Here is a 26,884-nt window from a genome sequence, read left to right as displayed (position 1 = left end):
TTACAGTATAACTGCAGCACTGCACTTTGGATGTTTTGCCATAAAAATGCCCCCAGAAAGCAGCTAACTCTTCGGGGGCAAACCTAAATATCAAATTCTTTTAATTAATCTTTCTTAACGAACTTCTTGAACTTTTTCTTTTTAGAAGGTTTCTTCTTTTGATCAGAATAAGGTGTTGGATCATAAGCCGGTCCTGCAGAAAAACCTTCAGGTAAATCCAATTTTTCTATGCTTGAACCGATAAGCTCTTCAATTTTTGCAAACCGCGGCTGATCTTTCTGGTTCACAAATGTAATAGCTGTTCCTGTTGTCGCCGCTCGTGCTGTACGGCCGACGCGGTGGATATAATCTTCAGGGTCTGGAGGTACATCATAATTGATAACCAAACTGATACCGACGATATCAATACCTCTAGAAATAACATCTGTACCAATTAATACATTTATCTGCTTCGCTTTGAAACGATTCATGATATCTTCACGTTGTGCTTGCTCCAAATCAGAGTGGAATGCTTCTACTGCGATACCGCTTTTATGCAGATCAGTACTCAACCGTTTGACAAACTCCTTTTTGGAAGCAAAAATAATCGTACTTGTATAAGTTGGATTAGTAAGAATATGCTGTATCAATGCCGTCTTCTGGTCATCATAAACCATATAAACTTGTTGATTAATTCCTTCAGAAGGTTTTGATAAGGCAATATTAATCTCGGTCGGATCATGCAAGATCTGCTTCGCCAATGTCCTGATTTTACCTGGCATCGTCGCTGAAAATAAAAGATTCTGTCTCTTTTTGGGCAAAAAGCTGATGATCTTCATAATATCTTCATGAAATCCCATATCGAGCATACGGTCTGCTTCATCCAATATGAAATGTTTTACTTTATTAAAATGAAGTTTTCCTGATGCTAAATGCGCTATTAAACGTCCAGGAGTAGCAACAATAATATTTGCTCCTTCTTTAATTGCTGTCCGTTGCTGTTCATAATCCATGCCATTTCCACCACCATAAACAGCAATTGAAGTTGCCCCAGTGAAATAGCCAAGCCCCATGATTTGCTGATCAATTTGCAAAGCGAGCTCTCTGGTAGGAACTAAAATTAAAGTATTTATATAATCGGATTGTTCTTCAGCTATTTTATGTAAAACAGGCAATAAATAAGAAGCTGTCTTCCCTGTGCCAGTCTGCGCGCAAGCGATCAGATCTTTATGTTGCAACACAACAGGTATGGCCTGTTCCTGTATGGGTGTAGCATCTTCATATCCCATGCTATCTAAGCCTTCTTCCAATGAAGGTGCTAAACCAAATTCTGTGAATTTCAATATTTTTTTCTTTTACTGTAAAAATCAGGATAATGTAGGCTTTTTTTTCTAATTTACCGCATAGAAAATCCAAAAGATTGATTTTTTACTGGAAAATTCATGAATTAGCTGGGAATTATTAAATTAATTTAATACTAAATAAATAATTGAAAAAATCTACGTAAGGTAATGAATTAAAAAAGGTCCAATACGTTACATATTAGACCCCCTCTGTATAAACCTAAATTAAAAATGCGAATTAGTCTTTTTTCACAAAATAGCGATGCTCAATAACTTCTACACGTTCTACATCGTCTTCAATGGCTTTTTTTATTGCACATTTTCCAGTTATACCACGGTAAACTAAAGCACCACCCAAAGATAATCCAGAAAGTGCCGTTAGTGGATGTTTAATCAAATACCGAACACCCGCACCTAATATAAAACCTCCAGCCACAACAGAAAGGATACGTTCTGAAGTCTCAATAGTACCATTCTCACATTCTTCGTCTATTTTACTTTTTACTTTGCTTATTACTTTATCTACTATCGCGCCCATATGTATAAAATTTATAAGTTCTTCTGTAATTAATAACAAGCAGTACACTATTTTGTTTTTGTTTACTAATAATTATTCCGTTCTTTGGCCACACAATGTTGCAACGATGGAAATTATAGGGTACACTTTGTCTATTTTCATCGGTATCACCCTCGGATTAATCGGTGCTGGTGGTTCCATATTGACAGTACCAGTCTTAGTCTACCTATTCCATATACATCCTACACTAGCAACGTCCTATTCCCTATTTATTGTTGGAAGTACAAGTTTAATAGGCAGTTTCATCAAAACAAAGGAAAAATGTGTAAATTTCCGGGCAACATTATACTTCGGAATTTCCTCTGTTATCGTTGTACTTTTAGTTCGCAAAGTTTTACTGGTCCATATACCCGAAGTTATTCTAGAGATCAACCATTATCAGCTTACAAAATCAACGTTAACCATGATCTCATTTGCTACATTGATGCTCGGATCTTCGTGGAGCATGATAAAAAACAGGAAAATTCAACCTACCCCTCAACATCCAGTTAAACAACAGACCATTAAGATGATTGCATGGGGTATTGGAATTGGACTTGTAACTGGTTTTTTAGGTGCTGGAGGGGGATTTCTGATCATACCAGCCTTAGTTATATTGCTTCATATGCCAATACGTATAGCAATAGGCACATCATTATCAATCATTACGATCAATTCTCTTATTGGTTTTCTTGGCGATATCGATCATATAACGATAGACTGGACTTTTCTGCTCAAGCTGCTTACCATAACAACCTTGGGTGTTGGAATAGGAAATCATCTTCAGAAAAAAATTCAAACAGATCATCTAAAGCCTATATTTGGCTGGTTTATATTTATTGTTGGTATTTATATTTTAATGAAAGAACTCTTTTAGCTACTTTTAATAGCAATGGCAAGTAAATTGCAGGAGTAAATTAAACTGTAACCATAATCTAATATGCTGGTAAAAAAATACTCTGGAGAACTAGTTCCATTTAACAGTGACAGCTTACGTCATTCTTTAACGCGATCTGGTGCCAACAATGAACAAGTTGAAAAGGTTTATACACAAATCAAAGAAAAACTATTTGACGGGATAAGTACAAGAGAGCTATATCAGTTAGCTTTTGAAGCATTAAAATCGCAAAGAAATTCTTTTGCAGCTCGATATAGCCTAAAAAAAGCACTTCGTGAATTAGGTCCTGAAGGTTTTTATTTCGAAAAATGGATCGCACGCTTATTTCAAGAATATGGTTTTGAAAGCACCACAGGACAAACAATCCAAGGCCACGCAGTTTCTCACGAGATAGACGTTGTTGCATCGAAAGGAAACGAGATGTTGGCCATAGAGTGCAAATTTCGAAATGATATAGATGCGAAAATTTCAGTGACAACTCCCATGTATTTCTTATCCCGATTTAAAGATATCAGTGATATATCCTATCATTTCTTCGGTCAAAATAAAAAATTCACGCAAGGATGGCTCGTTACCAATGCCTATTTAACTTCAGACTCCAAAGACTTTGGTAAGTACTATAACGTCAATTTTCTTTCATGGGACTATCCAATAGACAACAGCATAAAAAAAAGAGTGGATAAAGCTGTTTTTTATCCTGTAACCTGTCTCACAACCCTTACAGATGTAGAAGAGAAAACTTTATTACAGAACCAGATCATACTCGTGAAAGATATTATCAACAATAAAGAAGCACTCAAGTCACTAAAATTAGACTCCGAAAAGTTAAGGTTAGTACTTGAAGAAGCTAGAGAATTAATTGACTATAAACTAGAAGAAGAGTAAAAGCTAAACTTTAGTACGCACCTACTTCGCTTTAAAAATCGAAATGAAGCTCTTATTGTCGCCTTATTATTTAAGAAATAAAGCGACAATAAGATATAAAATGATCCACTAACAGAAAAAAATCAACTCATTTCTTCCAATTCCATTAAGAAAATTAGATAACACTTATGATAGATCAATCGGATAATAAATATCGCCATAAATTTTTAAATCATCCACCACAACAGGATTTTCAAAAATTCCAAATACAGAAGAACCTGAGCCCGACATCGCAGCATATAACGCACCAGATGAATACATTGCATCTTTAAGATCCTTAATTTTAGGAAATTGCTCGAATATAGTTAGTTCAAAATCATTGTTCAAGTAATACTTCCATTCCTGAATAGGCAACTGAATAATGGACCTTAAATCAAACTCAGGAGTTTTAGGAGAAACTCCGCTATAAGCCTCAATGGTAGAAATGTGAATATTAGGATTCACGATAACAATATAATACTCGCTTAAGTCAATCTCAATTGGGGCAAAATCTGTCCCAATATCAATTGCATACACTGGTTTATTTTCAATAAAAAATGGACAGTCTGCGCCCAGCTGCTTCGCATAATTTTCCAGTTGTACAACAGATAGTTGCAGCTCAAATTGATCATTTAGCATTTTAAGGACATAAGCTGCATCTGCAGATCCACCACCCATGCCAGCTCCGATTGGTATTCTTTTTAATAAATGAATAGCAACCGAAGGAATATCAAAATCTTGTTGAATTAAATGATATGCACGCTCACATAAATTCATACCCTTTCCAGGGATCACAATACCCTCCGACGAAAAAGTTGTACTACCGGAACTTAGTGGAACAATTTCAACAGCGTCATAAAGGTTAACGGGGTAAAAGATCGTCTCTAAATCATGATAACCATCAGGTCGCTTACCTACAATATGAAGACCCAAGTTTATTTTAGCATTTGGAAAAGATAGCATAAAAGATATTTAATAAAGATCAGTGATAAAATTATGGATTCTATGTTAATATTCAAAAGGACCTGCTAACCAGATAGGAACTGTAAATTCTTCAATGAGATGTGCTAATTTATAATTTTTATAATTATCTACGGTCAACCAAGTTGCTTCTTCAAGCTCTGCCTGTGGTATTATAACTAATTTTTCCTTAAACTCTATTCTAAAAACCTCACCTCTAACGAGCGTATCAGCTTCATTAACTGCTTCGGTTTCATGAAAGCCCATATATTCTAAATCTCGTGATAAAATATCCAGATCTAATTCTTCTTTTAGCTCGCGAATAAGGGCTTGAGAAGATAGCTCACCTTTTTCAATTTTACCACCAGGCATCATAAAATAGGATGAGCTTTTTTTTCTTACAACCAAAAGCCTATTATCAGCATCAACAATCATTGCACCTGCTAAATAAATCTTATTCATAGTTTCTCGTTTTAAGATGCCATAAGTGGCATCATGTTATAAAGTAAAAAGCGACTATTTCCATAATCGCTTTTTATATATTCATTTCTAACACTATTATGTATCTAAACCTTTTAAAAGTGTTAAATATCTTTCAATAGCTTCTCGCTTTTTAGCTGTAAGATGATAGTTCAAACTTGATGTAAGATAATGATGGTAATCAAAATCTTTATATTCAGGCAATCCTGGAATCACAGCTTCAGGATGTGAAACTCCCAGTTTTAAAGCTTCATTAAATGAAGTGATAAATGCTTCCGGTAACTGCTTTTTACTGACCCAAACTGCGAACGCAAAAGGAAGACCTGTAAATTCTTTCCAGGTAAGTCCAAGATCGTAAACATAAGGGACTTCATTCTTTTTGCCAAATGTTCGGTCTCCTATCAAGACATAAGCATCCGCCTCATCTATATTGGCAACAAGTTTAACTTGACGCTTCCAGTGATGCTTTAACAACACGCGTGCTAAACCATTAGAAGTGCGTGATTGTTGATCCAGATATAATGTCTGGATTTCTTCAATCGGTTTATGGGAAAAAATAAAAACCGAATCAACAGCCCCCTCTGTACCGATACAGTAGTCGGTGATGATATGCGCTTGAGGAAGACTTAATAACGCCGCTATGGGAATAATCCCCAAATCAGCTTGATCATCAATTACTTTCTGGGCACATACACTCGGATTATCCAAGCTCAATTCGATCTGATCTAAAACTGCAGATTGTCTAATCCCATTTAAAAACGGCAATGTATTCGTATACGAAACTGCCGATACTCTCACTTTATCCATTTGTCAATACCTCTAGATGTTTCGTATTATAATAGTCAATGATTTCAAATTGATCATTATCATACGTTAATTTATATAAGGCAGTGTTTGTATGAGGAAATTCATCCATTTTTGAGGCATCTACACCTGTCAATAGGCAAAGAATAATACGTAAGGCACGACCGTGCATACAGACAAGTACGGTTTCTTCATGCTCTTGTTTAACCATATGTGCTATGGCATCACTTTGACGTAACATCAATGCATTAGGAGATTCCCCCTCATCTACACTGACATCCAATTCACCATTTTTCCATGCTGATACCAGCGCATTGAATCCACTCATGATAGATTCGTCTTGCTCTTTACCTTCGTAGATTCCCCAACTAATTTCATCTAAGCCCTCGAGCTCTTGCCAAGAAATACCATCTTTAATAAAAGATTCTACTGTTTGATGTGTTCTCAACAAGGTTGAGGTATAAATTTTATCAAATGGGATATCTTTATAAGCATCATAAAAAGCTTGAGCCTGTGCCAATCCCGTTTCATTTAGAGGAGAATTCACGCCACGTCCCTGAACAATACCTTTCAAATTCAGATCAGTTTGTCCATGGCGAATAAAATAAAAAGTCTTTTTCAAAATATATCTTAATTATTTACAACAGGAAGTGCATAATAATTCTTCTTCTTGCTATCGTCTTCAAAAACCACATCCTTGTAATCTGTGACAACATGATATAAGGTATCACGCTCTATTGGATGACGTCCTACCTTTCTAATCAACTCAACCAACTGTTGCGTCGACATACCGGGATTCTGTTCCTCCGCTCCTGCCATACTGTAAATCTTCGTCGTATCATCCAGTGTTCCATCGATATCATCAACACCAAATGCTAAGGACATTTGTGCAGTATCCCTTGAAATCATTGCCCAATACGCTTTTATATGATCAAAATTATCCAAATAAATACGAGCTATCGCATAATTTCTTAAGTCTTCGATAACGGAGACCTCAGAAACATGTGACATTTGATTTTCTTTATTTCTAAATTTCAATGGAATAAAAGTTTGGAATCCTCCAGTCTTATCTTGCAACTGACGAAGTCTTTCCATATGATCTACACGATGCCAAAATTGCTCGATATGACCATAAAGCATGGTTGCATTGGTATGCATCCCCAACTTATGTGCCTGTTCGTGGATATCCAACCACTGTTCAGCAGTACATTTATCATGGGCAATCTGCTCTCTGATCTCCGGATGGAAAATTTCAGCCCCACCGCCCGGCATCGAATCCAAACCACAAGATTGCAAATACTTCATACCATCATAATGACTCAATTTAGCCTTTTTGAAAATATAATAATATTCCACAGGAGTCAATCCTTTAATATGCAATTCCGGACGATGTGCTTTACATTTTTTAAAGAACTCCGCATAAAAATCAAGATTTTGCTTCGGCACCACACCACCTGTAATATGTACTTCCGTTACAGCTTCATCATCATACTTCTTCACGATATCCATCATGCCTTCCACATCCATTTCCCATCCTTCAGCACGTTCCTTGATCATACGGGAATATGAACAGAATTTACAATCGTAAACACATACATTAGTAGGCTCAATATGAAAATTACGATTAAAAAATGTGATATCCCCGTGCCTTTTCTCACGAATAAAATTCGCCAAAACACCTAAATAACCCAATTCGGCTTTTTCATAAAGGTATACCCCTTCATCAAATGTGATGCGTTCCTCTTGCAACACTTTATTCGCTACATTTCTTAACTCACTATCCAAAAGCGGATTAGAAATTAAGAAATTTAATTTTTCTTTAGCATCCATTAGCATGTCTCCTAGTCTATAACAAATGTACCAAAAACAAGGCTAAATTCGTAGAATTTAGCCTTGTTTTTGGTACTGCAATATATGTTGAACAACAATTAATCTGTGAACTGTTGCATATCTATTAATTTCCGGTATAAACCCTCCTGCTGAATCAATTCACTATGGCTACCTGATTCCACAATTTGACCAGCATCAATTACGACAATTGTGTCGGCGCTCTGAATCGTACTTAAACGGTGTGCAATAACAACTGTAGTACGATTTTCCATCAACTTATATAAGGAATCCTGAACCAATTTCTCAGATTCAGTATCCAAAGCTGATGTTGCTTCATCAAGCAACATAATGGGAGGATTTTTTAAAACAGCACGGGCAATACATATACGTTGACGCTGCCCTCCAGAAAGTTTAGCCCCTCGATCACCGATATTTGTTTCATAACCCAATTCTGTTTTTAAAATAAATTCATGAGCATTCGCGATTTTTGCAGCAGCTTCAACCTCTTCCTGCGTAGCAGAAGTATTAGAGAAAGTAATATTATTAAAAATCGTGTCATTAAACAAAATGGATTCTTGATTAACTACTCCAATCATCGTGCGCAAAGATTCTTGATCGAGATCTCTTAAGTCTATTCCGTCAAAAAGAATCTGACCGCCAGTCACATCCATAAACCGTGGTATCAGATCTACCAGTGTAGATTTACCGCCCCCGGATGGGCCTACTAACGCAATTGTCTTACCTTTTTCAATAGTCAAATTGATATTCTTCAAGATGTTCTTTTCACCATAAGAAAAATCGACCTGTTGAAATTCAATCGCTTCTTTAAAATCAGTAACTTCTTTAGCATTAGGCTTATCATTAACTTCACTTTTGGTATCAATCAATTCCAGTACACGCTCACCAGCAGCGATACCATTATGAATATTGCTAAATGCATCAGTTAATGCTTTTGCAGGACGCATAACTTGGGAGAATATCGCGATATATGCAATAAATTCCGACGCACCAAATTCATCACTACCTGACAAAACTAAATTTCCACCATATAATAAAATAATCGCCACCATGATTACACCTAACAATTCGGATACTGGCGAACCCATCTGTTGCCGCCTTGCCATGGCACGCATAATACCGGCATAACGATCATTCTCATCATTGAAGCGTTTTTTGACAAAATTTGTTCCATTAAACGCCTTAACAATACGAACTCCTGATAAAGCCTCATCCAAAAAGGAAATCATATTCGCATACGAAGTTTGTCCTGCGATCGCTTGCGCCTTTAATGTTTTCACAATCTTCGATATAAAAAATGCAGAAACTGGGATAACTAACATCGCAAAAAGAGTCAACTTTGTTGAGATAGCAAATAACGTAACTAAAAAAGCAATCAATTGCAATGGCTCTTTAAACACTACTTGCAAAGTTCCTGTCACAGAAAACTGTACCACCTGAACATCGGAAGCTACTTTTGAAATAATATCTCCCTTTCTTTGCCCATTAAAATAACCTAAATGCAGATCCATTACATTATTAAAAACAGTTTTACGTAGGTTCAATAAGGTATGAATACGTAAGTTTTCCATGATTCTCTGAGATAGATAACGGAATAAATTACTGATAAAGACAGATATAATGATTGCGATGCAGACAAACTTTAATGCACCATAAGGGCCATACTGTTGATTGGCCAAATTTGCATAATAAGTAAAATAAGCCGGTAATTGACCAAGACCTTCTGGCTTGACTAATACGACATCGCTTGAAACCTGTTCTGTATTGAACAATACATGAAGCAAGGGAGCCAACATCGCCAGGTTTAAGGTACTGAATACAACTGTAATTAATGTAAAGATAATATACGGAATAGCATATTTCTCAATGGGTTTGGCAAAAGAAAGTAATCTAAAGTATGTTTTCATTTATGATATTAAGGTAGCAAAAATACTAAAATTACGCGCAATATATAAGGAATACTTTAAAGGAATGAAATCTTGCACTTGGATGATATTAAAAATTTAATTCAATAAACACCAATTTAAACGACATTATACTAGTATTTTAATAGAAAAAGCCTAATTTAGTCCTTGTAAATTGTAAAATACCAGAACATAATGCAAATAGAAGTTGCCAAAAGGTTGCAACAAACCGAAGAATATTATTTCTCAAAAAAATTAAGAGAGATTGATGAGCTCAATAAAGCAGGTGCTCGCGTGATTAATTTAGGCATCGGAAGCCCCGACTTACCTCCCCACCCTGAAGTTATTCAGACCTTGACGACAGAAGCGGCTAAAACCAATGTACATGGCTATCAGAACTATAAAGGTTCACCTGTTTTGAGGCAAGCAATTGCAGATTGGTATCAACGTTATTATCAGGCAACATTCAATCCAAATACAGAAATTTTACCTTTAATAGGCTCTAAGGAAGGTATTGTTCACATTTGCATGACTTACTTACAAGAAGGTGATGAGGTTTTAATACCAAATCCGGGATATCCAGCATATGCGGCAGCAGTACGGCTAAGTGGAGCCACGGCAATTACCTATGATTTATCTGAAGAAACAGATTGGTTACCTGATCTTAAAAAGCTTTCTGAAAACGATTTATCAAAAGTAAAATTAATGTGGATCAACTACCCTCATATGCCAACTGGTTCGAGTGCAAACGAAGGATTTTATCTTGAGTTGATTGCTTTTGCAAAGGCAAACCATATTTTAATCTGCCACGACAATCCTTATAGTTTTATCTTGACAGACAGCCCTAAAAGCATTATGTCTATTGAAGGTGCAAAGGATGTTGCCTTGGAACTTAATTCATTAAGCAAATCCTCCAATATGGCCGGATGGCGAATCGGTATGTTAGTGGGCGCAGAGGCACGGATCAATGAAGTATTACGTTTTAAAAGCAACATGGATTCGGGAATGTTCTTACCAGCTCAATTAGCAGCGGCCAAGGCATTGCAGTTGGATCAAACATGGTATCAAGATTTAAATGCAATCTATCACGAAAGAAGACAGTTGGTTTTCGAAATCATGAACCTGTTGGGCTGTACATATAAAAAGAATCAGGTCGGTTTATTTGTGTGGGCCAAAATTCCAGATAATTACGAATCAGGCTACACGTTAAGTGATGAGGTGTTAGATCTATCACGTGTCTTTATTACTCCCGGAGGTATATTCGGAAGTGCTGGAAACACCTATATTAGAATAAGTTTATGTGCCTCAGTTGAAGTATTAAAAGAAGCAATTGCTAGAATAGAACAAGCAAAACAAACGAATTAAGATTGAAATAACATGATGAATATAGCCATTATTGGCGTCGGTTTAATTGGTGGCTCCGTCGCCATGAAACTAAAAGAAAAAAAATTCTGTGATCAGGTTTTTGGTGTTGACAAAAGTGATGCTAATCTAACAAAAGCATTGCAAATAGGCTTCATTGATCAAAAGGCAACATTAGAGGAAGCTTTAGAAAAATGTAAAGTGATCATTCTCACAGCTCCAGTTGATGCGATAATCACATTAGCGCCCCAATTATTGGATCTCGTAAAAGATCAAGTCATCATTGACATGGGCTCAACCAAACTTAATATTTTACAGTTAATTTCGGAACACCCTAATCGTGGCCGCTATGTTGCCGCCCATCCAATGGCTGGTACCGAATATTCAGGCCCCGAAGCAGCATTACCAAATTTGTTTAAAGATAAAATGATGGTTTACGTTGAGGCATTTAAATCTGATGAAGATGCATTCGAATTAACAGATTCCATTACCGAACAACTGGAAATGCGTACGTCATTTATGACTGCAGAGGAGCATGATACACACACAGCCTATGTTTCCCATATTTCTCACCTGACTTCTTTTGCTCTAGCGCTAACTGTTTTAGAGAAAGAGAAATCGCAGGGTCGAATATTTGAATTGGCAGGATCTGGTTTTGAATCAACGGTACGCTTAGCAAAAAGCTCACCGGATATGTGGACACCTATTTTCAAACAGAACAGAGTTAATGTACTAGAAGTGTTAGAGGAAAACATCAAGCAGCTGCAGGCTTTAAAAGATGCCATCCAAGATGAAAATTACACTCAATTACACAAATTGATTAAAAAATCAAATAAAATTAAACGTATTATTAAATAAAACCCACTTGCTCCAACTGGCAAAGGCGAATTATTGTTTCATACAAAGTAATTAGAAGAAAGCATAGGAACTCGCAAGGTTCCTATTTCTTTTTTATAATAAAAGATCACAGGATCATCGCTCTGCTGTTGCCTGTTTAACACCGTATGCTTCAGTTATATTGCTTTCATTACTGATATGGATTTCATCCACGACGTATAAACATATCGGAATAAATAAATGCTGCCCCATCAACTACCAATACTTACATTATAGTGAGAGCTTACGATCAATTACGAGTAGAATTAGAAGTATTTTCTAAGAAATAGCATAAAATATTTTGGTTTGTAAAAAGCAAGGCATATATTTGCAACGTAGTTCAAATAGAAATACATCTAATCAACACCTCTTAATCAGGTCTTGATTTATAAAGAAGTGGCGAGAGACTGGCTCAATGACCCACTGGCAACCTTCAAAATACGTTTGAAAAGGTGCCAATTCCTGTCCAAAGTAATATTGCTTTGGAGGATATAAATGAAACGACAAATGATAATAACATTACAACAAAACAAGAAGGTAAATTCTAGCACCAACGTAACAGATACAAATATTCCATCAAAACAGATGCGAATGCTTTTGCACATGTTTACGTTTTCTTGTTAATCAATCTTTTTTAAAATTTATTGATTTCAAGTACATATCCATGTGCATAATCTCACCCCTATTTTTTATTAACGAATCTTCAACTAATTAATTATAACTACAATGTCTACAAATAAAAATTTAAAATTCGAAACACTTCAAGTGCATGCTGGTCAAGTTGCCGATCCAACAACTGGAGCGCGTGCAGTACCTATATACCAAACCAGTTCATACGTATTTGAAAATGCAGAACATGGAGCAAACTTATTTGCATTAAAACAATTTGGGAACATCTATACACGTCTGATGAATCCAACAACAGATGTATTTGAGAAACGTATTGCTGCATTGGAAGGTGGTATCGCCGCTGTAGCAGTCGCTTCTGGACAGGCGGCACAATTCATAGCATTAAATAATATCGTAGAAGCTGGTGAAAATTTTGTTTCCAGCAGTAATGTATACGGTGGTACATATAATCAATTTAAAGTAGCATTTAAAAGAATTGGTATTGAAGTACGTTTTACTAAAGAAACAACCGCCGAGGAGTTTGAATCACTAATCGATGAAAACACAAAAGCTTTATACTTAGAAACAATTGGAAACCCAAGTTACGATATTCCAGATTTTGATAAGATAGCAGCTGTCGCTAGAAAACATGACTTACCACTTATCGTAGACAATACTTTTGGAGCTGGTGGATATCTATTTAAACCTCTTGAACACGGCGCTTCCGTAGTTGTAGAGTCTGCAACAAAATGGATTGGTGGTCACGGTACAAGTATTGGTGGTGTCATTGTAGATGGTGGTACTTACAACTGGGGAAATGGTAAATTCAAACAGTTTTCTGAACCTTCAGAAGGATACCATGGATTAGTTTTTTCAGATGTTTTTGGCGTTAATGGCCCATTTGGAAACATTCAATTTGCAATCCGCGCACGTGTTGAAGGACTACGTGATTTTGGACCAGCTATTTCACCCTTCAATTCATTCCAATTGATCCAGGGCTTAGAAACATTATCGCTTCGTGTTCAGCGTCATGTAGACAACACATTAGAAATTGCGAAATGGTTAGAAGCCCATCCGCAAGTGGAAAAAGTGAATTATCCAGGGTTAAAAAGCTCTCCTAGCTTTGCAAATGCGCAAAAATATTTAAAAAATGGATATGGTGCTGTTCTCTCATTCCAAATAAAAGGTGACGTGACAAAAGCCGATGCTTTTATCGATAGCTTAGAGCTAATAAGTCATCTCGCAAATGTGGGTGATACGAAGTCATTGATCATACACCCTGCGGCGACTACACATCAACAACTGAGCGAAGAAGCTCAAAAAGCTGCAGGTGTATTTGTAGGATTATTACGTCTATCTGTCGGCATCGAACATATTGACGATATCAAAGCAGATTTACAGCAGGCGTTCGATAAAATTAAATAATTTCAGATAGCACTATTATATAAAAGCGTAAAAAAAACTATGAGTAAGAAATTAACGATTGGAATGTTTGGATTCGGGGTTGTAGGACAAGGATTGTACGACATTATCAAGACTAAAAACTTAAATTTAGAAATTAAAAAATTTGTCATCAAGAACGCTGACAAAAAAAGATCATTACCTGCTGAATTATTCACAACAGATGCTGAGGCTATTCTTGGTGACTCTGAAATCAATACCGTAGTAGAATTGATCGATGATGCTGATGCGGCTTACGCACTGACTGTTCGTGCATTAAAATCTGGAAAAAACGTTGTTTCTGCGAATAAGAAAATGATTGCCACGCATTTAGAAGAATTAGCGGCAATACAACAAGAATACGGAACAAGTCTACTATATGAAGGTGCAGTATGCGGAAGTATTCCAATTATCCGCAATTTAGAAGAGTATTATGACAATGAATTATTACATGCCGTGACCGGTATTTTTAATGGCTCCTCTAATTTTATATTGTCTAAAGTCTTCAACGAAAATCAACCTTATGCAGATGCGTTAAAAGAAGCGCAGGACCTAGGTTTTGCTGAAACTGATCCTACATTAGATGTCGGTGGTTTTGACCCTAAATACAAATTAACGATCGTCGCTGCTCATGCTTATGGTATCAATGTCAATCCTGACGATGTTTTCAATATCGGTATTGATAAATTAGGAGCACAGGATATTCGCTTTGCAAAAGAGAAAAATTTCAAGATCAAATTGATCCCTACTGCCCGAGAAATAGATCAAAATAAAGTGGTTCTTTATGTTATTCCTAAGTTTATCAGTTCGGAAAACATTTTATTCAATGTTGAAAATGAAAATAACGGCGTCCTAGTAAAAGCAGCATTTGCAGATGAACAATTTTTCTACGGTAAAGGTGCTGGAGGTCATCCTACCGGATCGGCAGTATTATCTGATATTACAGCGCTACGCTATGACTACAGATATGAGTACAAGAAGCATTTAAATACAAATGCATTATCATACAGTACCGATCATGAAATCAAGGTGTACTTGAGATATGAAGATGACAGCCTAGTTGAAAAATTAGGTTTCACAAAAATTATTGAAAGATATTATGCTCCTGATTTTAAGTACGTTATTGGAACAATAAATTTGAAGAAAATCACAGATCTTAAATCTGAAATAAACAAAACAGGAAATTTTATAGCTGAAATTGCCTAAATTAATAAAAAGTACCGAATACCAACCAACCCTAACACTTGCTAATCACAAGTGAAAAACGTTGGATCTACTTGTAGATTCAACGTTTTTTATTTATCATCATCCCAATTCACTTCTATAAACCCCGTGCTGCGTCTACTACAAATCATGACTTATATTTAACAATTTAGATCTTTAATTAATGGCATTACTTACCACATAATTAGGCTCAAAAACCATTTAAACTGCTATTTTTTGTTAAAAAATAGCATATTTAGAACTATAATAAATATGTGGCAGAAAATTTGCTTAATATCGTTAATATCACTATATTGTGATGTTACTAAAAATATTATAAATTATGGCTAAGTGGTTAACAATTCTACTGATAATGGTAGGCAACTTGGTTTTTGCAGATACCAATACAATTAATGCACAAGAACACTCGAATTCAAGTTATATAATTCTTGCGGTTGTTGCCTTGTTGGCAATAATCTACATTCTATATAGAAGACAAAAAAGAAAATTTAACGATTAAGGGCATAAAGGGAAGTGAAACTTCCCTTTATGCCTTAGTGTTTCCACATCGAATATCATCCTCCCGCCAATCATAGGTCATTCTAACAGACCTTCATCACGAAAACTATAATAGCCATTGTCTGTAAAAATAATGTGATCATTGACCTTAATATCCATTATCCTAGAAGCCTCCGCAATCTTTTTTGTCAGAATTTTATCCGCCTGACTTGCTTCACGCGAACCTGATGGATGATTATGAATTAATATCATAGAATGAGCTTTACAATTAAGGGCATTTCGTAGAATAATGCGAACATCAACTGGAGTAAAATCATTGCCTCCACGACCTATTAATTGTTTATCCAGCACTTTACAGGCTGTATTTAAATACAAAACCCAAAATTCTTCATGAGGAAGATCTTGTAACTGGTACCGAAAATATTCATAGACCCGAAGACTACTGTTTAACAAAGGTTTTTCAATATATTCTGATTCCTTTCGTCTACGTCCCAGTTCAAGTGCAGCGACAATCGTAATCGCTTTAGCTTCTCCTATACCTTTAAACTCACAAAGCCGCAATACCTCCATTTTGGAAAGACTATCCAGATTGTTTTGAACACTGGATAAAATACGTCTGCACAATTCAACTGCAGTTTCTTGCCTTGAGCCCGAGCCAATAAGAATAGCAAGCAACTCTGCATCAGACAGTGAACGACGACCTTGCTCCAATAATTTCTCTCTAGGACGATCTGCCTCCGCCCAATCTCGAATGACCAGTTTGCTCATATCACAATAATAAGGTGTAAAATAGGTTTATATAATCTACTAATTTAATCATAAATTTAAAAACTTAAAATAATTAGTATCAATTATTTAAATAAATTTTAGCATTTCAAAGCAGACATGAGCGTGCTTTCTTTTTTTCAAATCGTTTTGAAATCTTATATTTGTAATTGAACATTTATTTTAATAAAATGAGTAAAGCGATTATTAAAACAGAAAAGGGCGACATGACTGTACAATTTTATACAGCAGATGCTCCAAATACCGTTGCAAATTTCATCAAATTAGCTAAAGAAGGATATTACGATGGATTAAGTTTCCACCGTGTGTTGCCTGACTTTGTTATTCAAGGTGGATGTCCAAATTCACGTGAAGGTGCTTCTGGTATGCCTGGAACAGGTGGCCCAGGTTACAAAATCGACTGTGAGTTAACCGGTGAAAACCAATACCATGATAGAGGCGTATTATCAATGGCACATGCAGGCCGTAACACTGGCGGATCTCAATTTTTTATCTGCCACAGCCGTAACAACACTGCTCATTTGGATAGAAATCATACTTGTTTTGGAAAAGTTATTGAAAACGTTGATATCGTAGATGATATCCGTCAAGGTGACCGTATTTTAAGTATTGAAGTTATCGAAGACTAGTTCTAAACAAGAAAAAGTGTATTATGAATTTAAGAGCATTAGTTTCTGTAACAGGAAAACCAGGATTGTTCAAATTAGTTGGACAAAATAAAGGCGGATTTATTTTAGAGACTCTAGACAGCGCTAAAATTAAATCGGTAGTAAGTTTATCTTCTACGAAAATGGCAACATTAGAAGACATTACAATTTATGGCGAAGAAGAGGAAATTCGCTTATTGAATGTTTTTGAAACAATCAAAGAAAAAGGATTAACTGTAGATCCTAAAGCAGATGGTCAAGCATTACGTGATGCTTTCCGCGAAATTGCACCAGGGCACGATGAATCTCGCGTCTATTCGTCAGATATTAAAAAAATCTTTACATGGTACAATATCATTAAAGATTTACCTTTATTTGAAGAAGAAGCACCAGCTCCTTTAGTATAATTTAGGTTAAAAAAAAGAGAGGGTCTTAACATATGTTAAGACCCTCTCTTTTTTTATCATTAGTTTCTACTTTCCTGCTTGAATAATTCCTTTACAGATATCCGATATCAAAGCTGGTCCCTCATAAATAAATCCTGTATAAATTTGAACAAGACTAGCTCCGGCATCAAGTTTTTCGATTGCATCTGCCACAGAATGAATCCCGCCAACACCAATAATAGGAAAAGATCGGTTTGATTTTTCTGAAAGATAGCGAATAACTTCTGTTGAGCGCTTGGTTAAGGGAGCTCCACTCACCCCTCCCATCTCTTTAACTAAATTTTCATCACTTTGAAGCCCATCTCTAGATATCGTAGTATTTGTTGCAATGACACCAGCAATACCCGTTTCTTGAACAATTTCAACAATATCATCCAATTGACTATTTGTCAAATCTGGAGCAATTTTAAGAAGAATAGGTTTCTTATTTGATTTTCGTTTGTTCAATTCCTCGAGCGTATTTAAAATATGTTTCAAAGGCTCCTTTTCCTGCAGATCACGTAGTCCCGGAGTATTTGGAGAACTGACATTGACAACGAAATAATCAACATAATCAAAAAGTGCGTTGAAACAATAAATATAATCATCTACCGCCTGTTCATTTGGAGTGATTTTATTTTTACCGATATTTCCACCGATTAAAAGTCCTTTACGATCTTCAGAAGCTAAATGTTTAAGACGATTAGCCGCAACGTCAGCACCTTGGTTATTAAAACCCATACGATTGATTAATGCCTTATCAGGAATTAAACGAAACATCCGTGGTTGATCATTTCCTGGTTGAGGTCGTGGCGTTACAGTACCAATTTCAATAAATCCAAAACCAAAATTGGCCATATCAGTAATGTATTCGGCATTTTTATCAAAGCCTGCAGCCAATCCTACAGGATTTTTAAATTTAAGGCCAAATACTTCGCGAGCCAAATTCGGATTTTCATAGGTATACAGACTGCTTAATAATTTTTTAGCACCCCAGATTTTTGAAAACATTTTTAATCCCCCAGTCACCGTATGATGAGCAGATTCAGGATCCATTGAAAAGAAAATAGGTTTTACCAACTTGTACATATGCACAAAGGTAGGCAAAGAAGAAGAAATTTCATTACTTTTGCAATCGAAATGATATCAATAAATAACTTAACATTCGAAATAGGCTCTCGCGCATTGTATGATGAGGCCAACTGGCATATTAAACCTGGAGATAAAGTCGGTCTAATTGGAGCCAACGGTACCGGTAAATCTACTTTGTTGCGATTGATCGTAGGGCAGTATACGCCTACTTCAGGAAGTATATCGATGGCGAAGGACTTAAAAATTGGTTACCTAAATCAAGATTTATTATCTTATCATTCTGATAAAAGTATTTTACATGTAGCAATGGAGGCGTTTGAGCGCCAAAATCAATTACATACTGAAATAGAAAACTTACTCCAAAAATTAGAAACAGACTATTCTGACGATATTCTAAATAAATTAAGTGACAAGCAGATGGAATTCGAAGCGCTAGATGGCTATAGTATCGAATTCAGGGCTCACGAAATTTTAGCGGGTTTAGGTTTTTCAGAAGATGAGCAGAAACGTCCATTAGCGACCTTCTCCGGTGGATGGCGCATGCGTGTCATGCTGGCAAGAATCTTATTGCAGACTCCAGACATTTTATTGCTGGATGAGCCTACCAACCATATGGATTTACCTTCTATTAAATGGCTGGAAAATTACTTACAAGGGTTTGAAGGTGCGATCGTCATCGTCTCACACGACAGGTACTTCTTAGACCGTATTATTAAAAAAACGGTAGAATCCCGCAAAGGTAAATTAACGCTGTACGCTGGTAATTACAGTTTTTATTTGGAAGAGAAAGCACTAAGAGGAGAAATTCAAGCTGGTCAATTCAAAAATCAGCAAGCGAAGATCAAACAGGAAGAACGTTTGATCGAACGTTTCCGTGCGAAAGCCTCAAAAGCAAAGATGGCACAATCCCGTATTAAGGCTTTGGATCGAATGGAAAGAGTGGAAGATGTTGATGATGATAATCCAACGGTAAACTTTAGCTTTAAATTTTCAAAACCATCGGGAAGACATGTTGTTACCTTAGAAAATGTATCGAAATCTTATCCAAACCTCGAAATTTTAAGAAATACGGATGGGATCATTGAAAAAGGTGATAAAATTGCCTTGATCGGTGCCAATGGTAAAGGTAAATCGACCTTGTTACGTATTGTGGCAGGTGCAGATACGGAGTATGAAGGGAAATCTGAACATGGCCACAATGTATTGCAAACGTTCTTTGCACAGCATCAATTGGAAGCCCTGCATCTGGAAAACAGCATAATAGCAGAGATGCAAGCTTTTGCGCCCAAACATACAGAAACCGAATTACGTTCAATCTTAGGCTGTTTTCTATTTTCCGGTGATGACGCATTCAAAAAGATCAAAGTCCTGTCTGGAGGCGAAAAATCACGTGTTGCTCTAGCAAAAGCATTAACAGCTGATGCTAACTTCTTAGCACTAGATGAGCCTACCAATCACTTGGATATGCAATCGGTTAATATTTTGATTCAAGCACTTCAGCAATTTGAAGGTACCCTGATTGTCGTTTCTCACGATCGTTACTTTCTGGATAATGTTGCCAACAAAATTTGGTATATTGAAGATAAAGAAATTAAAGAATACCCAGGTACATACCAAGAATTTGAAGAGTGGAATTCAAAACGTGTGATCAAGCCTGAAGAAAAAAAGGTCGAGAAAAAAGTTGTAGCAGAAGAACCTAAAAAAGTCAAAGCTGCTCCTTCTGAGGATAAATTCAAACTGATCAGCAAAAAGAATAAAGAACTAGCGGCACTAGAGGTTAAAGTAGCTGAAAAAGAAGTTCTTCTAAAAGCACTGGAGACAGAATTAGCAAAAGAAGAGATCTATTCCAACGCAATCAAATTACAAGAACACACGCGTAATTATAATTCCTCTAAAGCAGAATTAGAACAATTGCAAAAAAATTGGGAAGATTTAGCTGAAGAAATTATGGAATTGGAAGATTAATTACACTCACTTATTTAGAAAGGTATACAATAGGCAGGCTTATTGTATACCTTTTTTTATTAGGAAAGAATTGTGAAAATAAACTGGATCGAAAATATCTTATACCCGAAAGTATTTTTAAATAGACGGAAAGCCACAAAGTATTTCCAAGGAAAAACTATTTTAATCACCGGAGCAAGTGAAGGTATTGGAAAAGCCTGTGCAACAATTCTTTCCAAATTCCAGGTACACCTCATTTTAGTGGCTCGATCGCAAGAAAAATTAGAAGAAGTAAAAGCAATTGCTACCCAAAACAATTCCACTGCGTCCATCTACGTGACAGATCTATATCAAGAACAACAAATAGATCAACTTATTGAATATATTCATGCAAGACAGATGACGATAGATATCCTTATTTCTAATGCAGGTAAATCGATTCATCGCAGTTTGACAAAATCCTTGCCGCGCTACCATGATTTTACAAGAACAAACATGCTGAATTATTTGGCCCCAGTGAAATTGACATTAGCACTTACTCCTCTTCTATCACAGCAAAAAGGTGAGATTATCAATATTTCTGCGCTCAATGTTTTGCTCCCACCTGCACCACATTGGGCTGCATACCAAGCATCAAAAACAGCATTTGATCAATATTGCCGATCAAACCAATCTGAATGGAAAAAAATGAATGTAAAACTAAAAACAGTCTACTTACCATTGGTAAAAACAGAAATGATAGCGCCTAACGATCGTTATAAAAACTTTCCTGCCATGCAAAGTAGTGAAGCAGCCTTACGTATTATAAAACTCATCTTAGGTACTGGCAGTTATTCTAGGCCATGGTGGTCTCCCTTTCCTATAACAATCGGATTTTTTATTCGAAAAATATGGGATAAATTTTAACCATATTCCTATGAGATTACGACAAAAAATTGATTTCGCTATTCAAGTATTTAAATCCCTCCTATATACGCTTCAATCAGGTATTAATTTATTTACTTTATTGAAATCAATTCGGAAAGCAAAAGATTCCTACTTAAATGATGGTAATCGTACCATAACTTACGCAGCTCTGTATGATGAAACCTGTCTTACGATTGAAAAATTAAAAATAGTTCCCAAAAACAAGCTATCTACCCGAGTCATTCTCATCGCAGACAGCAGTTTCAATTTTATTAGCTATCTATTTGCCCTTTCCGCACTTTCAAAAGAGGTAATTATCATGAGTTCCCAATTATCCGATCTCCAATTAGAGAAAATTTTGGAAAATTATCCTCAGGTTCTTATGCTAACCGATAACAAAGACCGATTAGAAAATCTACGTACAAAGTCTTTGATCTATTCTTTTGCGGAAATTAATGCATGCGTCATCAATAAAGTCTCTCATAAAATAAGACGAAACAATGGTAAAATAACAATTTTAAGTACAGGTTCTTCAAATATTCCAAAACCCATTGAACGTAAACTCAATATCTCAAAAATATGGAGTCCATTTACAGAATTAATTTCAAAACTTGGGCTATTTAACTATTCCTCTACTTTCATTACAGTTCCATTTTATCACGGTTATGGTCTTGCAAGTTTGATTTTAGCACTATTTTTAAAGCACAACCTACACTTCACCACAAAATTTAGCGCTAAATGCATTACTCAATTCACGAACAACAGAATAGACTGTTTGGTTCTTTTACCTTCTATGATTCCCAAATTCATTAAAATAGATCAAAATGCACTGGGCCTGTTCCGATGCATTATTTCCGGAGCAGATAAACTAGAAGCAACATGGGTATCATTTATTCTAAATCAATATACCGAGACGAACATATATAATCTCTATGGAACCACAGAATTGGGAATCTGCAGCATTGCTACCCACACTGATTTAACAAACAATAACAATACGATTGGCCGATTTCTAAAAGGTATCGAATACCACTTGCAAGCAGATCAGCAGCTCAAAATAAGATGTCCCTGGATACACGATCAGTCTAAAAATCAATATGTAATTACTGGAGATCGCATACACCAGGATAAAAACGGATTTTTATATTATCTTGGCAGAACAAACTCTTCATTTAATATTGGCGGAGAAATTATTCATTTTAGTGAATTAGAAGAAAAAATAAACAGTTATGAATCTGTTGCCAAAACTAGAATTCTCGTATCTAAAAATGAAATGATGATAAGCGAATTAAATTTAGAACTTACCTTAAAAAAAGATTCGGCATTTAATGAAGCAGAATTTAGAAAATGGCTCAATAGGACATTCCCTAAATACTTGCAACCAAAGTCCCTTCACTACAACGATAATTAATCCGTTCGGCTACAATAAAAAACCCTCAACACAGCACATCTATTACCACCTATATATCAACAAATTAAAGATATATTTGTAAATAAAAAATTAAGATTAATTATAATAAAATTCCTTAATCGGCTCAAAATGGATGAGTCTTTCATTGAATTTATTAATGTTCTCCATCTTACCAGATAAGTCATCGATCACAGCCAATTCACCACCTAGCTTTTCAATAGTTTTCCGATTGAATTTTACCTTAAATTTTAGAGCCTCATTTTCGAAATTCGTAACCTGTTCAAAGTCACAATCCATAAATCGTACATGCACAGTACGAATTAAATAATACCGCGATAGCATCAATTCAATTTCCTGAAATAAGGATAAGATAATAACCATGAAGAAAGTAAAAAACATTGCTAATTTTGTTTCTCCTATTCCCGAGATCATACCTAACCCTGCTGTTGACCATATCACGGCGGAAGTCGTTAAACCTTTTACCGACAGTTTTCCTTTAAAAATAACACCCGCACCGATAAAACCAATACCAGTAACGATATTAGCGGCAATACGATCATCACTCCCATTGCCACCCATCATTTTTGAAACAACAGTAAAAACAGCTGAACCAAAACAGATCAAAACAATCGTTCTAAATCCAGCTGCTTTATTTCTATATTCCCTCTCAAAACCTATTATAGCGCCACAAAATATGGCAACCAGCACATTCCAGATGTATTGATTATCAAAGAAATTCAGCAAAGAGTCCATAATTGACGAACGTATTATAAATATGCATAAGTAATACCATCACCACCACGGTCCTGATGTTCGTCTTCAAATCGGGAAATATGGCTGTATTTTCTTAAATAATCACGGATAAACTTACGTAGAATACCATCCCCTTTACCATGAATAATTTTTAAAGAAGGGTAACCGATCATTACTGCTCTATCCAATACTTTCTCCAACTCATACAGCGCATCTTCGGTGCGCATACCGCGAAGATCAATCTCAGGATTGAAATCAGCTGCAGCATGTGCAGAAAGTGTCTTAGATCCAGCTTTTGCGGCTTTCTTCAAATCTTTACCCGCTAACTTGATAACATTTTTGCGCTTCTGCACCGTTCTCAGTTCACCCATTGCTAGAATAAGATTGTTTTTTGCAACCTCTAATACAACAGCCTCATTTTCCGAATCGATAATCTTTACCCAATCGCCAACAGCAATTTCCTCTGTTAAATCAGCGGTAGCAATAGGTTTCTTCTCGATCTTTTTATCCTTAGGTAGTATGGTCGAGAATGAACGATCCAAATTGGCACGAATTTCCTTAGTCTTTTCTTTATCAGCCTGAGCAGACTTAATCTCTGCTACTGTATTTTCAATTAATTTATTAGAGTTTTTTAAGAGTATCTGGGCTTCTTCCTTTGCTTTTTTGAGAATTGTCTTTTTATTCTCCTCCAAATAAGATTGTAAATCCTCGTATTCAGATTTTATGCGGATCAATTCCTTTTCTCGTCTTGTTATAGCAGCTTTTGTATCAAATATTTCCTTCTTTTCGCGCTCCAGATCTACCAAAAGCGTATCTACTTTTTTCTGATGGTTTCCAACCTTCTGTTTTGCTAAATGAATAATCTCTTTATTCAATCCAATTTTTTGCGCAATTTCAAAGGCGTAAGAACTCCCCGGTTTTCCGATCTGCAAGATATAGAGCGGTTTCATGGCGACATTATCAAAAAGCATCGAAGCATTTTCTAAACCAGGTGTTTGATTTGCAAATACTTTCAGGTTCGAATAGTGCGTCGTCACCACACCGCGAATGTTCTTTTTATTTAAAGTTTCCAAAACAGCCTCTGCAATTGGTCCTCCAAATAATGGATCAGTACCCGTACCAAACTCATCAATTAATATAAGCGTTCGAGCATTCGCAAACTCTGTAAAATACTTCATCTTAGAAAGATGAGCACTATAAGTACTTAAATCGCTCTCTATCGACTGATCATCACCAATATCTGCAAAAATTTGCTTATAAATCCCCATTTTGGAGTGCGTATCAGCGGGTATTAATAATCCGGATTGCAACATGAGCTGCATCAATCCTACTGTTTTCATACAGACAGATTTACCTCCAGCATTAGGTCCTGACACCACGATAACCCGCTGTACATCGTCGATCTTGATATTTAGAGGAACGATTGTCCCGCGGTCGTGCCCAGCATTTAGTGTCAGTAAAGGATGCCGCGCATTCACTAAATTTATTTCAGCCTCTTTGGATAATTCAGGCATTTCCGCCTCAATATCTAACGCAAAAAGTGCTTTCGATCGAACAAAATCTACCTTAGTAAGTAAGCCATCATACGAAAGCATCAACGGTATATGCGGTCTCAATTTGGTTGTTAACTCGACTAAAATACGTATAATCTCACGTCGTCTTTCAAACTCCAAATCTCTAACCTTATTGTTCAGGTGAAATACTTCTTCAGGCTCTATGTAAGCAGTTTGTCCCGTAGCAGATTCATCATGAATCAGTCCTTTTACTTTACGTTTATTCTCAGCTAAGATAGGAATACAAAGACGGCCGTCTCGAATAGTCAAATTACCGTCAGCTGTCCATCCGCTGTTCTGCGCGCTTTTAAAAATGATATCAATTCTTTTACGTGCTTCCTGTTCTGCTTTCAAGATGCTTTGAGAGAGATCAAGCAACAGGCGTGAAGCATTGTGCTTCATTTTACCCCGATCATCAATGATCATTTCAATATCACGGATAATCTGCTTTTCAATAGGAAGATGTTCAAACAGTAATTCTAAATTAGGATACTGCCCTTCCCGATCATTGAAATATCGGATGATAGCATAAACAGTTTTCAACGAAAGAAGCACACGATGAAACTCCTCCTCCATTAAAAAGGCTCCTTCGACTTTAGCTTTTTCAACTAAAGCACGAATAGGATATAAATGATCAACTGGCAAAGCATCATCAGTTGTTAATAAATCTTTAAATTCATTCGTTTGACGTAAAAACTTGTCTATCTGATCAAATCGGGTTTGTGGCTGTATCTTATCAACCAAATTACGCCCCGACTCACTGATACATTTTTGTTTTATCAATTCCTTAATCTCGGCAAAACCGAGCTTATCACTTGCGTTATTAGGATAAATCATGTTTCTATTACTATTTATTTAACCGGTTCTGGAGAAAGAATCTCCATTTTTTGTTTGGCCTTTCGGTCCAGTAAAAGAGGTTGTTTAACAGGATTTTTCACCTCCTTTACATCAGTTTTAAGAGGTATGTCTTCAGAAGCCTTGACCGATTCAAGTTTAGGTCCCTGGCCATTTCGTATGGATTTGGCCTCAACTTTCTTAGTAGCAGTCGAATCGCTTTTGGAAGTAGCTGGTACAGACATATTTTTAAGTAAGAATGTACCTAGATTCAAATTACCTTTTAAACCCGATTTATTATAAAATTCTTGCGCGGCCTTTTTGTAATCCCATTTTACACTATCTTGTTTATAATTTAGGATTAGTTTTTTCTGCGACTCATAAAGTTCTTTAAAATCATTTATGCGAGTTAAACTATCTTGAAAATGTGCATTCTGTATAGAATCTTTTCGTCGAATAGAATCCATTCTGACCTGGTCAGTTTTGATATAACCGTCATTCATATTTTTCAGATTCTTACCGACCTCCTCATTTATCTTGTTCATCACTTCAGCATCACTACCATAAAAAGAAAGATTTTTCTTAAAAGAAGTGGAATCCAAATCATACTTTTTGAACGTATTGTCATATAACGGAAATATAACTCGCTTTGCGCTATCCGAGTTTAATGTTGACAGATAAGCATCAGTTATATAAATCTCCGTTAGGACCTTCACAAAATCCTTTTTTGGAATAATATCTTTCTCATTTGTACTTTTACAAGAAACAAATAAAAAAATCAGAGCAAGTACATTCAGTATTAATCGTTGCATTTCGTAATTTTGTACAAATTTATAAAAAGGCCTGACA

The 26,884-nt window shown here is 36.0% G+C and carries 24 protein-coding genes and 1 riboswitch; of the genes, 11 read left to right on the top strand and 13 right to left on the bottom strand.

Annotated features, from left to right (window positions below):
- Positions 1–104 precede the first annotated feature (104 nt).
- The gene (locus ACFS6I_RS08395; RefSeq protein ID WP_380919602.1) at positions 105–1,322 is read right to left on the bottom strand and encodes a DEAD/DEAH box helicase; all 1,218 of its coding nucleotides are present in this window, start codon (positions 1,320–1,322) and stop codon (positions 105–107) included.
- Positions 1,323–1,560: 238 nt separating this feature from the next.
- Positions 1,561–1,860, bottom strand: a complete 300-nt coding sequence (locus ACFS6I_RS08390; protein ID WP_021189673.1) for a YgaP family membrane protein — start codon at positions 1,858–1,860, stop codon at positions 1,561–1,563.
- A 106-nt stretch (positions 1,861–1,966) separates the two neighbouring features.
- Between ACFS6I_RS08390 and ACFS6I_RS08385 the strand changes: the two genes are divergently transcribed.
- Together ACFS6I_RS08385 and ACFS6I_RS08380 are read left to right on the top strand one after the other, a co-directional pair.
- Entirely contained in the window at positions 1,967–2,755 is a 789-nt protein-coding gene (locus ACFS6I_RS08385) for a sulfite exporter TauE/SafE family protein (RefSeq protein WP_380919599.1), read from the top strand.
- 63 nt (positions 2,756–2,818) lie between these two features.
- The gene (locus ACFS6I_RS08380) at positions 2,819–3,661 is read left to right on the top strand and encodes an ATP cone domain-containing protein (RefSeq protein ID WP_132845474.1); all 843 of its coding nucleotides are present in this window, start codon (positions 2,819–2,821) and stop codon (positions 3,659–3,661) included.
- Between the two features lie 165 nt (positions 3,662–3,826).
- Here ACFS6I_RS08380 and ispE read toward each other — a convergent pair whose 3' ends face one another.
- The 6 genes from ispE to ACFS6I_RS08350 all read right to left on the bottom strand — a co-directional run bounded on the left by ispE (position 3,827) and on the right by ACFS6I_RS08350 (position 9,678).
- On the bottom strand, positions 3,827–4,642 hold the full coding sequence (gene ispE, locus ACFS6I_RS08375; protein WP_380919597.1) for a 4-(cytidine 5'-diphospho)-2-C-methyl-D-erythritol kinase: 816 nt from the start codon (positions 4,640–4,642) through the stop codon (positions 3,827–3,829).
- A gap of 45 nt (positions 4,643–4,687) precedes the next feature.
- Positions 4,688–5,101, bottom strand: coding sequence for an NUDIX hydrolase (locus ACFS6I_RS08370; protein ID WP_380919595.1), 414 nt, complete (start codon positions 5,099–5,101; stop codon positions 4,688–4,690).
- A 96-nt stretch (positions 5,102–5,197) separates the two neighbouring features.
- Positions 5,198–5,926 carry a menaquinone biosynthetic enzyme MqnA/MqnD family protein gene (locus ACFS6I_RS08365; protein WP_380919593.1) on the bottom strand — a complete coding sequence of 243 codons (729 nt, stop codon included), beginning with the start codon at positions 5,924–5,926 and terminating at the stop codon, positions 5,198–5,200.
- The gene (locus ACFS6I_RS08360; protein WP_021189679.1) at positions 5,919–6,545 is read right to left on the bottom strand and encodes a histidine phosphatase family protein; all 627 of its coding nucleotides are present in this window, start codon (positions 6,543–6,545) and stop codon (positions 5,919–5,921) included. The genes ACFS6I_RS08365 and ACFS6I_RS08360 overlap by 8 nt, the downstream gene beginning before the upstream one ends.
- 8 nt (positions 6,546–6,553) lie before the next feature.
- Positions 6,554–7,753: an aminofutalosine synthase MqnE gene (gene mqnE, locus ACFS6I_RS08355; RefSeq protein WP_380919591.1), complete on the bottom strand. Its 1,200-nt coding sequence runs from the start codon at positions 7,751–7,753 to the stop codon at positions 6,554–6,556.
- A 98-nt stretch (positions 7,754–7,851) separates the two neighbouring features.
- A complete protein-coding gene (locus ACFS6I_RS08350) occupies positions 7,852–9,678 on the bottom strand; it encodes an ABC transporter ATP-binding protein (protein ID WP_380919589.1) in 1,827 nt (608 codons plus the stop codon).
- A 192-nt stretch (positions 9,679–9,870) separates the two neighbouring features.
- On the opposite strand from ACFS6I_RS08350, the gene ACFS6I_RS08345 reads away from it, so the two are divergent.
- The 4 genes from ACFS6I_RS08345 (at position 9,871) to ACFS6I_RS08330 (ending at position 15,168) form a co-directional block, all read left to right on the top strand.
- The gene (locus ACFS6I_RS08345) at positions 9,871–11,040 is read left to right on the top strand and encodes a pyridoxal phosphate-dependent aminotransferase (RefSeq protein WP_380919587.1); all 1,170 of its coding nucleotides are present in this window, start codon (positions 9,871–9,873) and stop codon (positions 11,038–11,040) included.
- A gap of 12 nt (positions 11,041–11,052) precedes the next feature.
- The gene (locus tag ACFS6I_RS08340) at positions 11,053–11,895 is read left to right on the top strand and encodes a prephenate dehydrogenase (RefSeq protein WP_380919585.1); all 843 of its coding nucleotides are present in this window, start codon (positions 11,053–11,055) and stop codon (positions 11,893–11,895) included.
- A 401-nt stretch (positions 11,896–12,296) separates the two neighbouring features.
- A riboswitch (SAM riboswitch) is annotated at positions 12,297–12,411 on the top strand.
- Positions 12,412–12,639: 228 nt separating this feature from the next.
- Entirely contained in the window at positions 12,640–13,947 is a 1,308-nt protein-coding gene (locus tag ACFS6I_RS08335; RefSeq protein WP_132768462.1) for an O-acetylhomoserine aminocarboxypropyltransferase/cysteine synthase family protein, read from the top strand.
- 39 nt (positions 13,948–13,986) lie between these two features.
- Positions 13,987–15,168, top strand: a complete 1,182-nt coding sequence (locus ACFS6I_RS08330) for a homoserine dehydrogenase (protein WP_380919583.1) — start codon at positions 13,987–13,989, stop codon at positions 15,166–15,168.
- Positions 15,169–15,762: 594 nt separating this feature from the next.
- Here ACFS6I_RS08330 and radC read toward each other — a convergent pair.
- Positions 15,763–16,452 carry a RadC family protein gene (radC, locus tag ACFS6I_RS08325; protein WP_380919581.1) on the bottom strand — a complete coding sequence of 230 codons (690 nt, stop codon included), beginning with the start codon at positions 16,450–16,452 and terminating at the stop codon, positions 15,763–15,765.
- Between the two features lie 188 nt (positions 16,453–16,640).
- Between radC and ACFS6I_RS08320 the strand changes: the two genes are divergently transcribed.
- Both ACFS6I_RS08320 and ACFS6I_RS08315 read left to right on the top strand, forming a co-directional pair.
- The gene (locus ACFS6I_RS08320; RefSeq protein ID WP_132845487.1) at positions 16,641–17,099 is read left to right on the top strand and encodes a peptidylprolyl isomerase; all 459 of its coding nucleotides are present in this window, start codon (positions 16,641–16,643) and stop codon (positions 17,097–17,099) included.
- Between the two features lie 23 nt (positions 17,100–17,122).
- Positions 17,123–17,524 (top strand): DUF5606 family protein, encoded by a 402-nt coding sequence (locus ACFS6I_RS08315; RefSeq protein ID WP_132768468.1) that lies wholly within the window; start codon positions 17,123–17,125, stop codon positions 17,522–17,524.
- Positions 17,525–17,590: 66 nt separating this feature from the next.
- Here the strand turns inward: ACFS6I_RS08315 and ACFS6I_RS08310 are convergent, their stop codons facing one another.
- The gene (locus ACFS6I_RS08310) at positions 17,591–18,631 is read right to left on the bottom strand and encodes a quinone-dependent dihydroorotate dehydrogenase (RefSeq protein ID WP_380919578.1); all 1,041 of its coding nucleotides are present in this window, start codon (positions 18,629–18,631) and stop codon (positions 17,591–17,593) included.
- Between the two features lie 51 nt (positions 18,632–18,682).
- Between ACFS6I_RS08310 and ACFS6I_RS08305 the strand changes: the two genes are divergently transcribed.
- From ACFS6I_RS08305 to ACFS6I_RS08295, 3 genes are all read left to right on the top strand, one after another.
- Complete coding sequence (locus ACFS6I_RS08305; RefSeq protein WP_380920901.1) at positions 18,683–20,599, top strand: ABC-F family ATP-binding cassette domain-containing protein; 1,917 nt, start codon at positions 18,683–18,685, stop codon at positions 20,597–20,599.
- Positions 20,600–20,671: 72 nt separating this feature from the next.
- A complete protein-coding gene (locus ACFS6I_RS08300; RefSeq protein WP_380919576.1) occupies positions 20,672–21,484 on the top strand; it encodes an SDR family NAD(P)-dependent oxidoreductase in 813 nt (270 codons plus the stop codon).
- 10 nt (positions 21,485–21,494) lie between these two features.
- Positions 21,495–22,895: an AMP-binding protein gene (locus tag ACFS6I_RS08295; RefSeq protein ID WP_380919574.1), complete on the top strand. Its 1,401-nt coding sequence runs from the start codon at positions 21,495–21,497 to the stop codon at positions 22,893–22,895.
- Positions 22,896–22,991: 96 nt separating this feature from the next.
- On the opposite strand, the gene ACFS6I_RS08290 is transcribed toward ACFS6I_RS08295, so the two are convergent.
- Genes ACFS6I_RS08290 through ACFS6I_RS08280 form a run of 3 tightly spaced genes read right to left on the bottom strand, consistent with a single transcriptional unit; the run spans position 22,992 to position 26,847 of the window.
- Positions 22,992–23,648, bottom strand: a complete 657-nt coding sequence (locus ACFS6I_RS08290; protein WP_380919572.1) for an MgtC/SapB family protein — start codon at positions 23,646–23,648, stop codon at positions 22,992–22,994.
- 14 nt (positions 23,649–23,662) lie between these two features.
- Positions 23,663–26,038, bottom strand: coding sequence for an endonuclease MutS2 (locus ACFS6I_RS08285; protein ID WP_380919570.1), 2,376 nt, complete (start codon positions 26,036–26,038; stop codon positions 23,663–23,665).
- 14 nt (positions 26,039–26,052) lie between these two features.
- Positions 26,053–26,847, bottom strand: coding sequence for a DUF4296 domain-containing protein (locus ACFS6I_RS08280; RefSeq protein WP_380919568.1), 795 nt, complete (start codon positions 26,845–26,847; stop codon positions 26,053–26,055).
- Positions 26,848–26,884: the final 37 nt, after the last annotated feature.

Origin of the sequence: Sphingobacterium anhuiense, assembly GCF_042686355.1 — a bacterium.
Taxonomy (GTDB): Bacteria; Bacteroidota; Bacteroidia; order Sphingobacteriales; family Sphingobacteriaceae; genus Sphingobacterium; species Sphingobacterium anhuiense.
The sequence above is the reverse complement of the archived record's forward strand: the minus strand, read 5'-3'. Positions and strand labels throughout refer to the sequence as shown.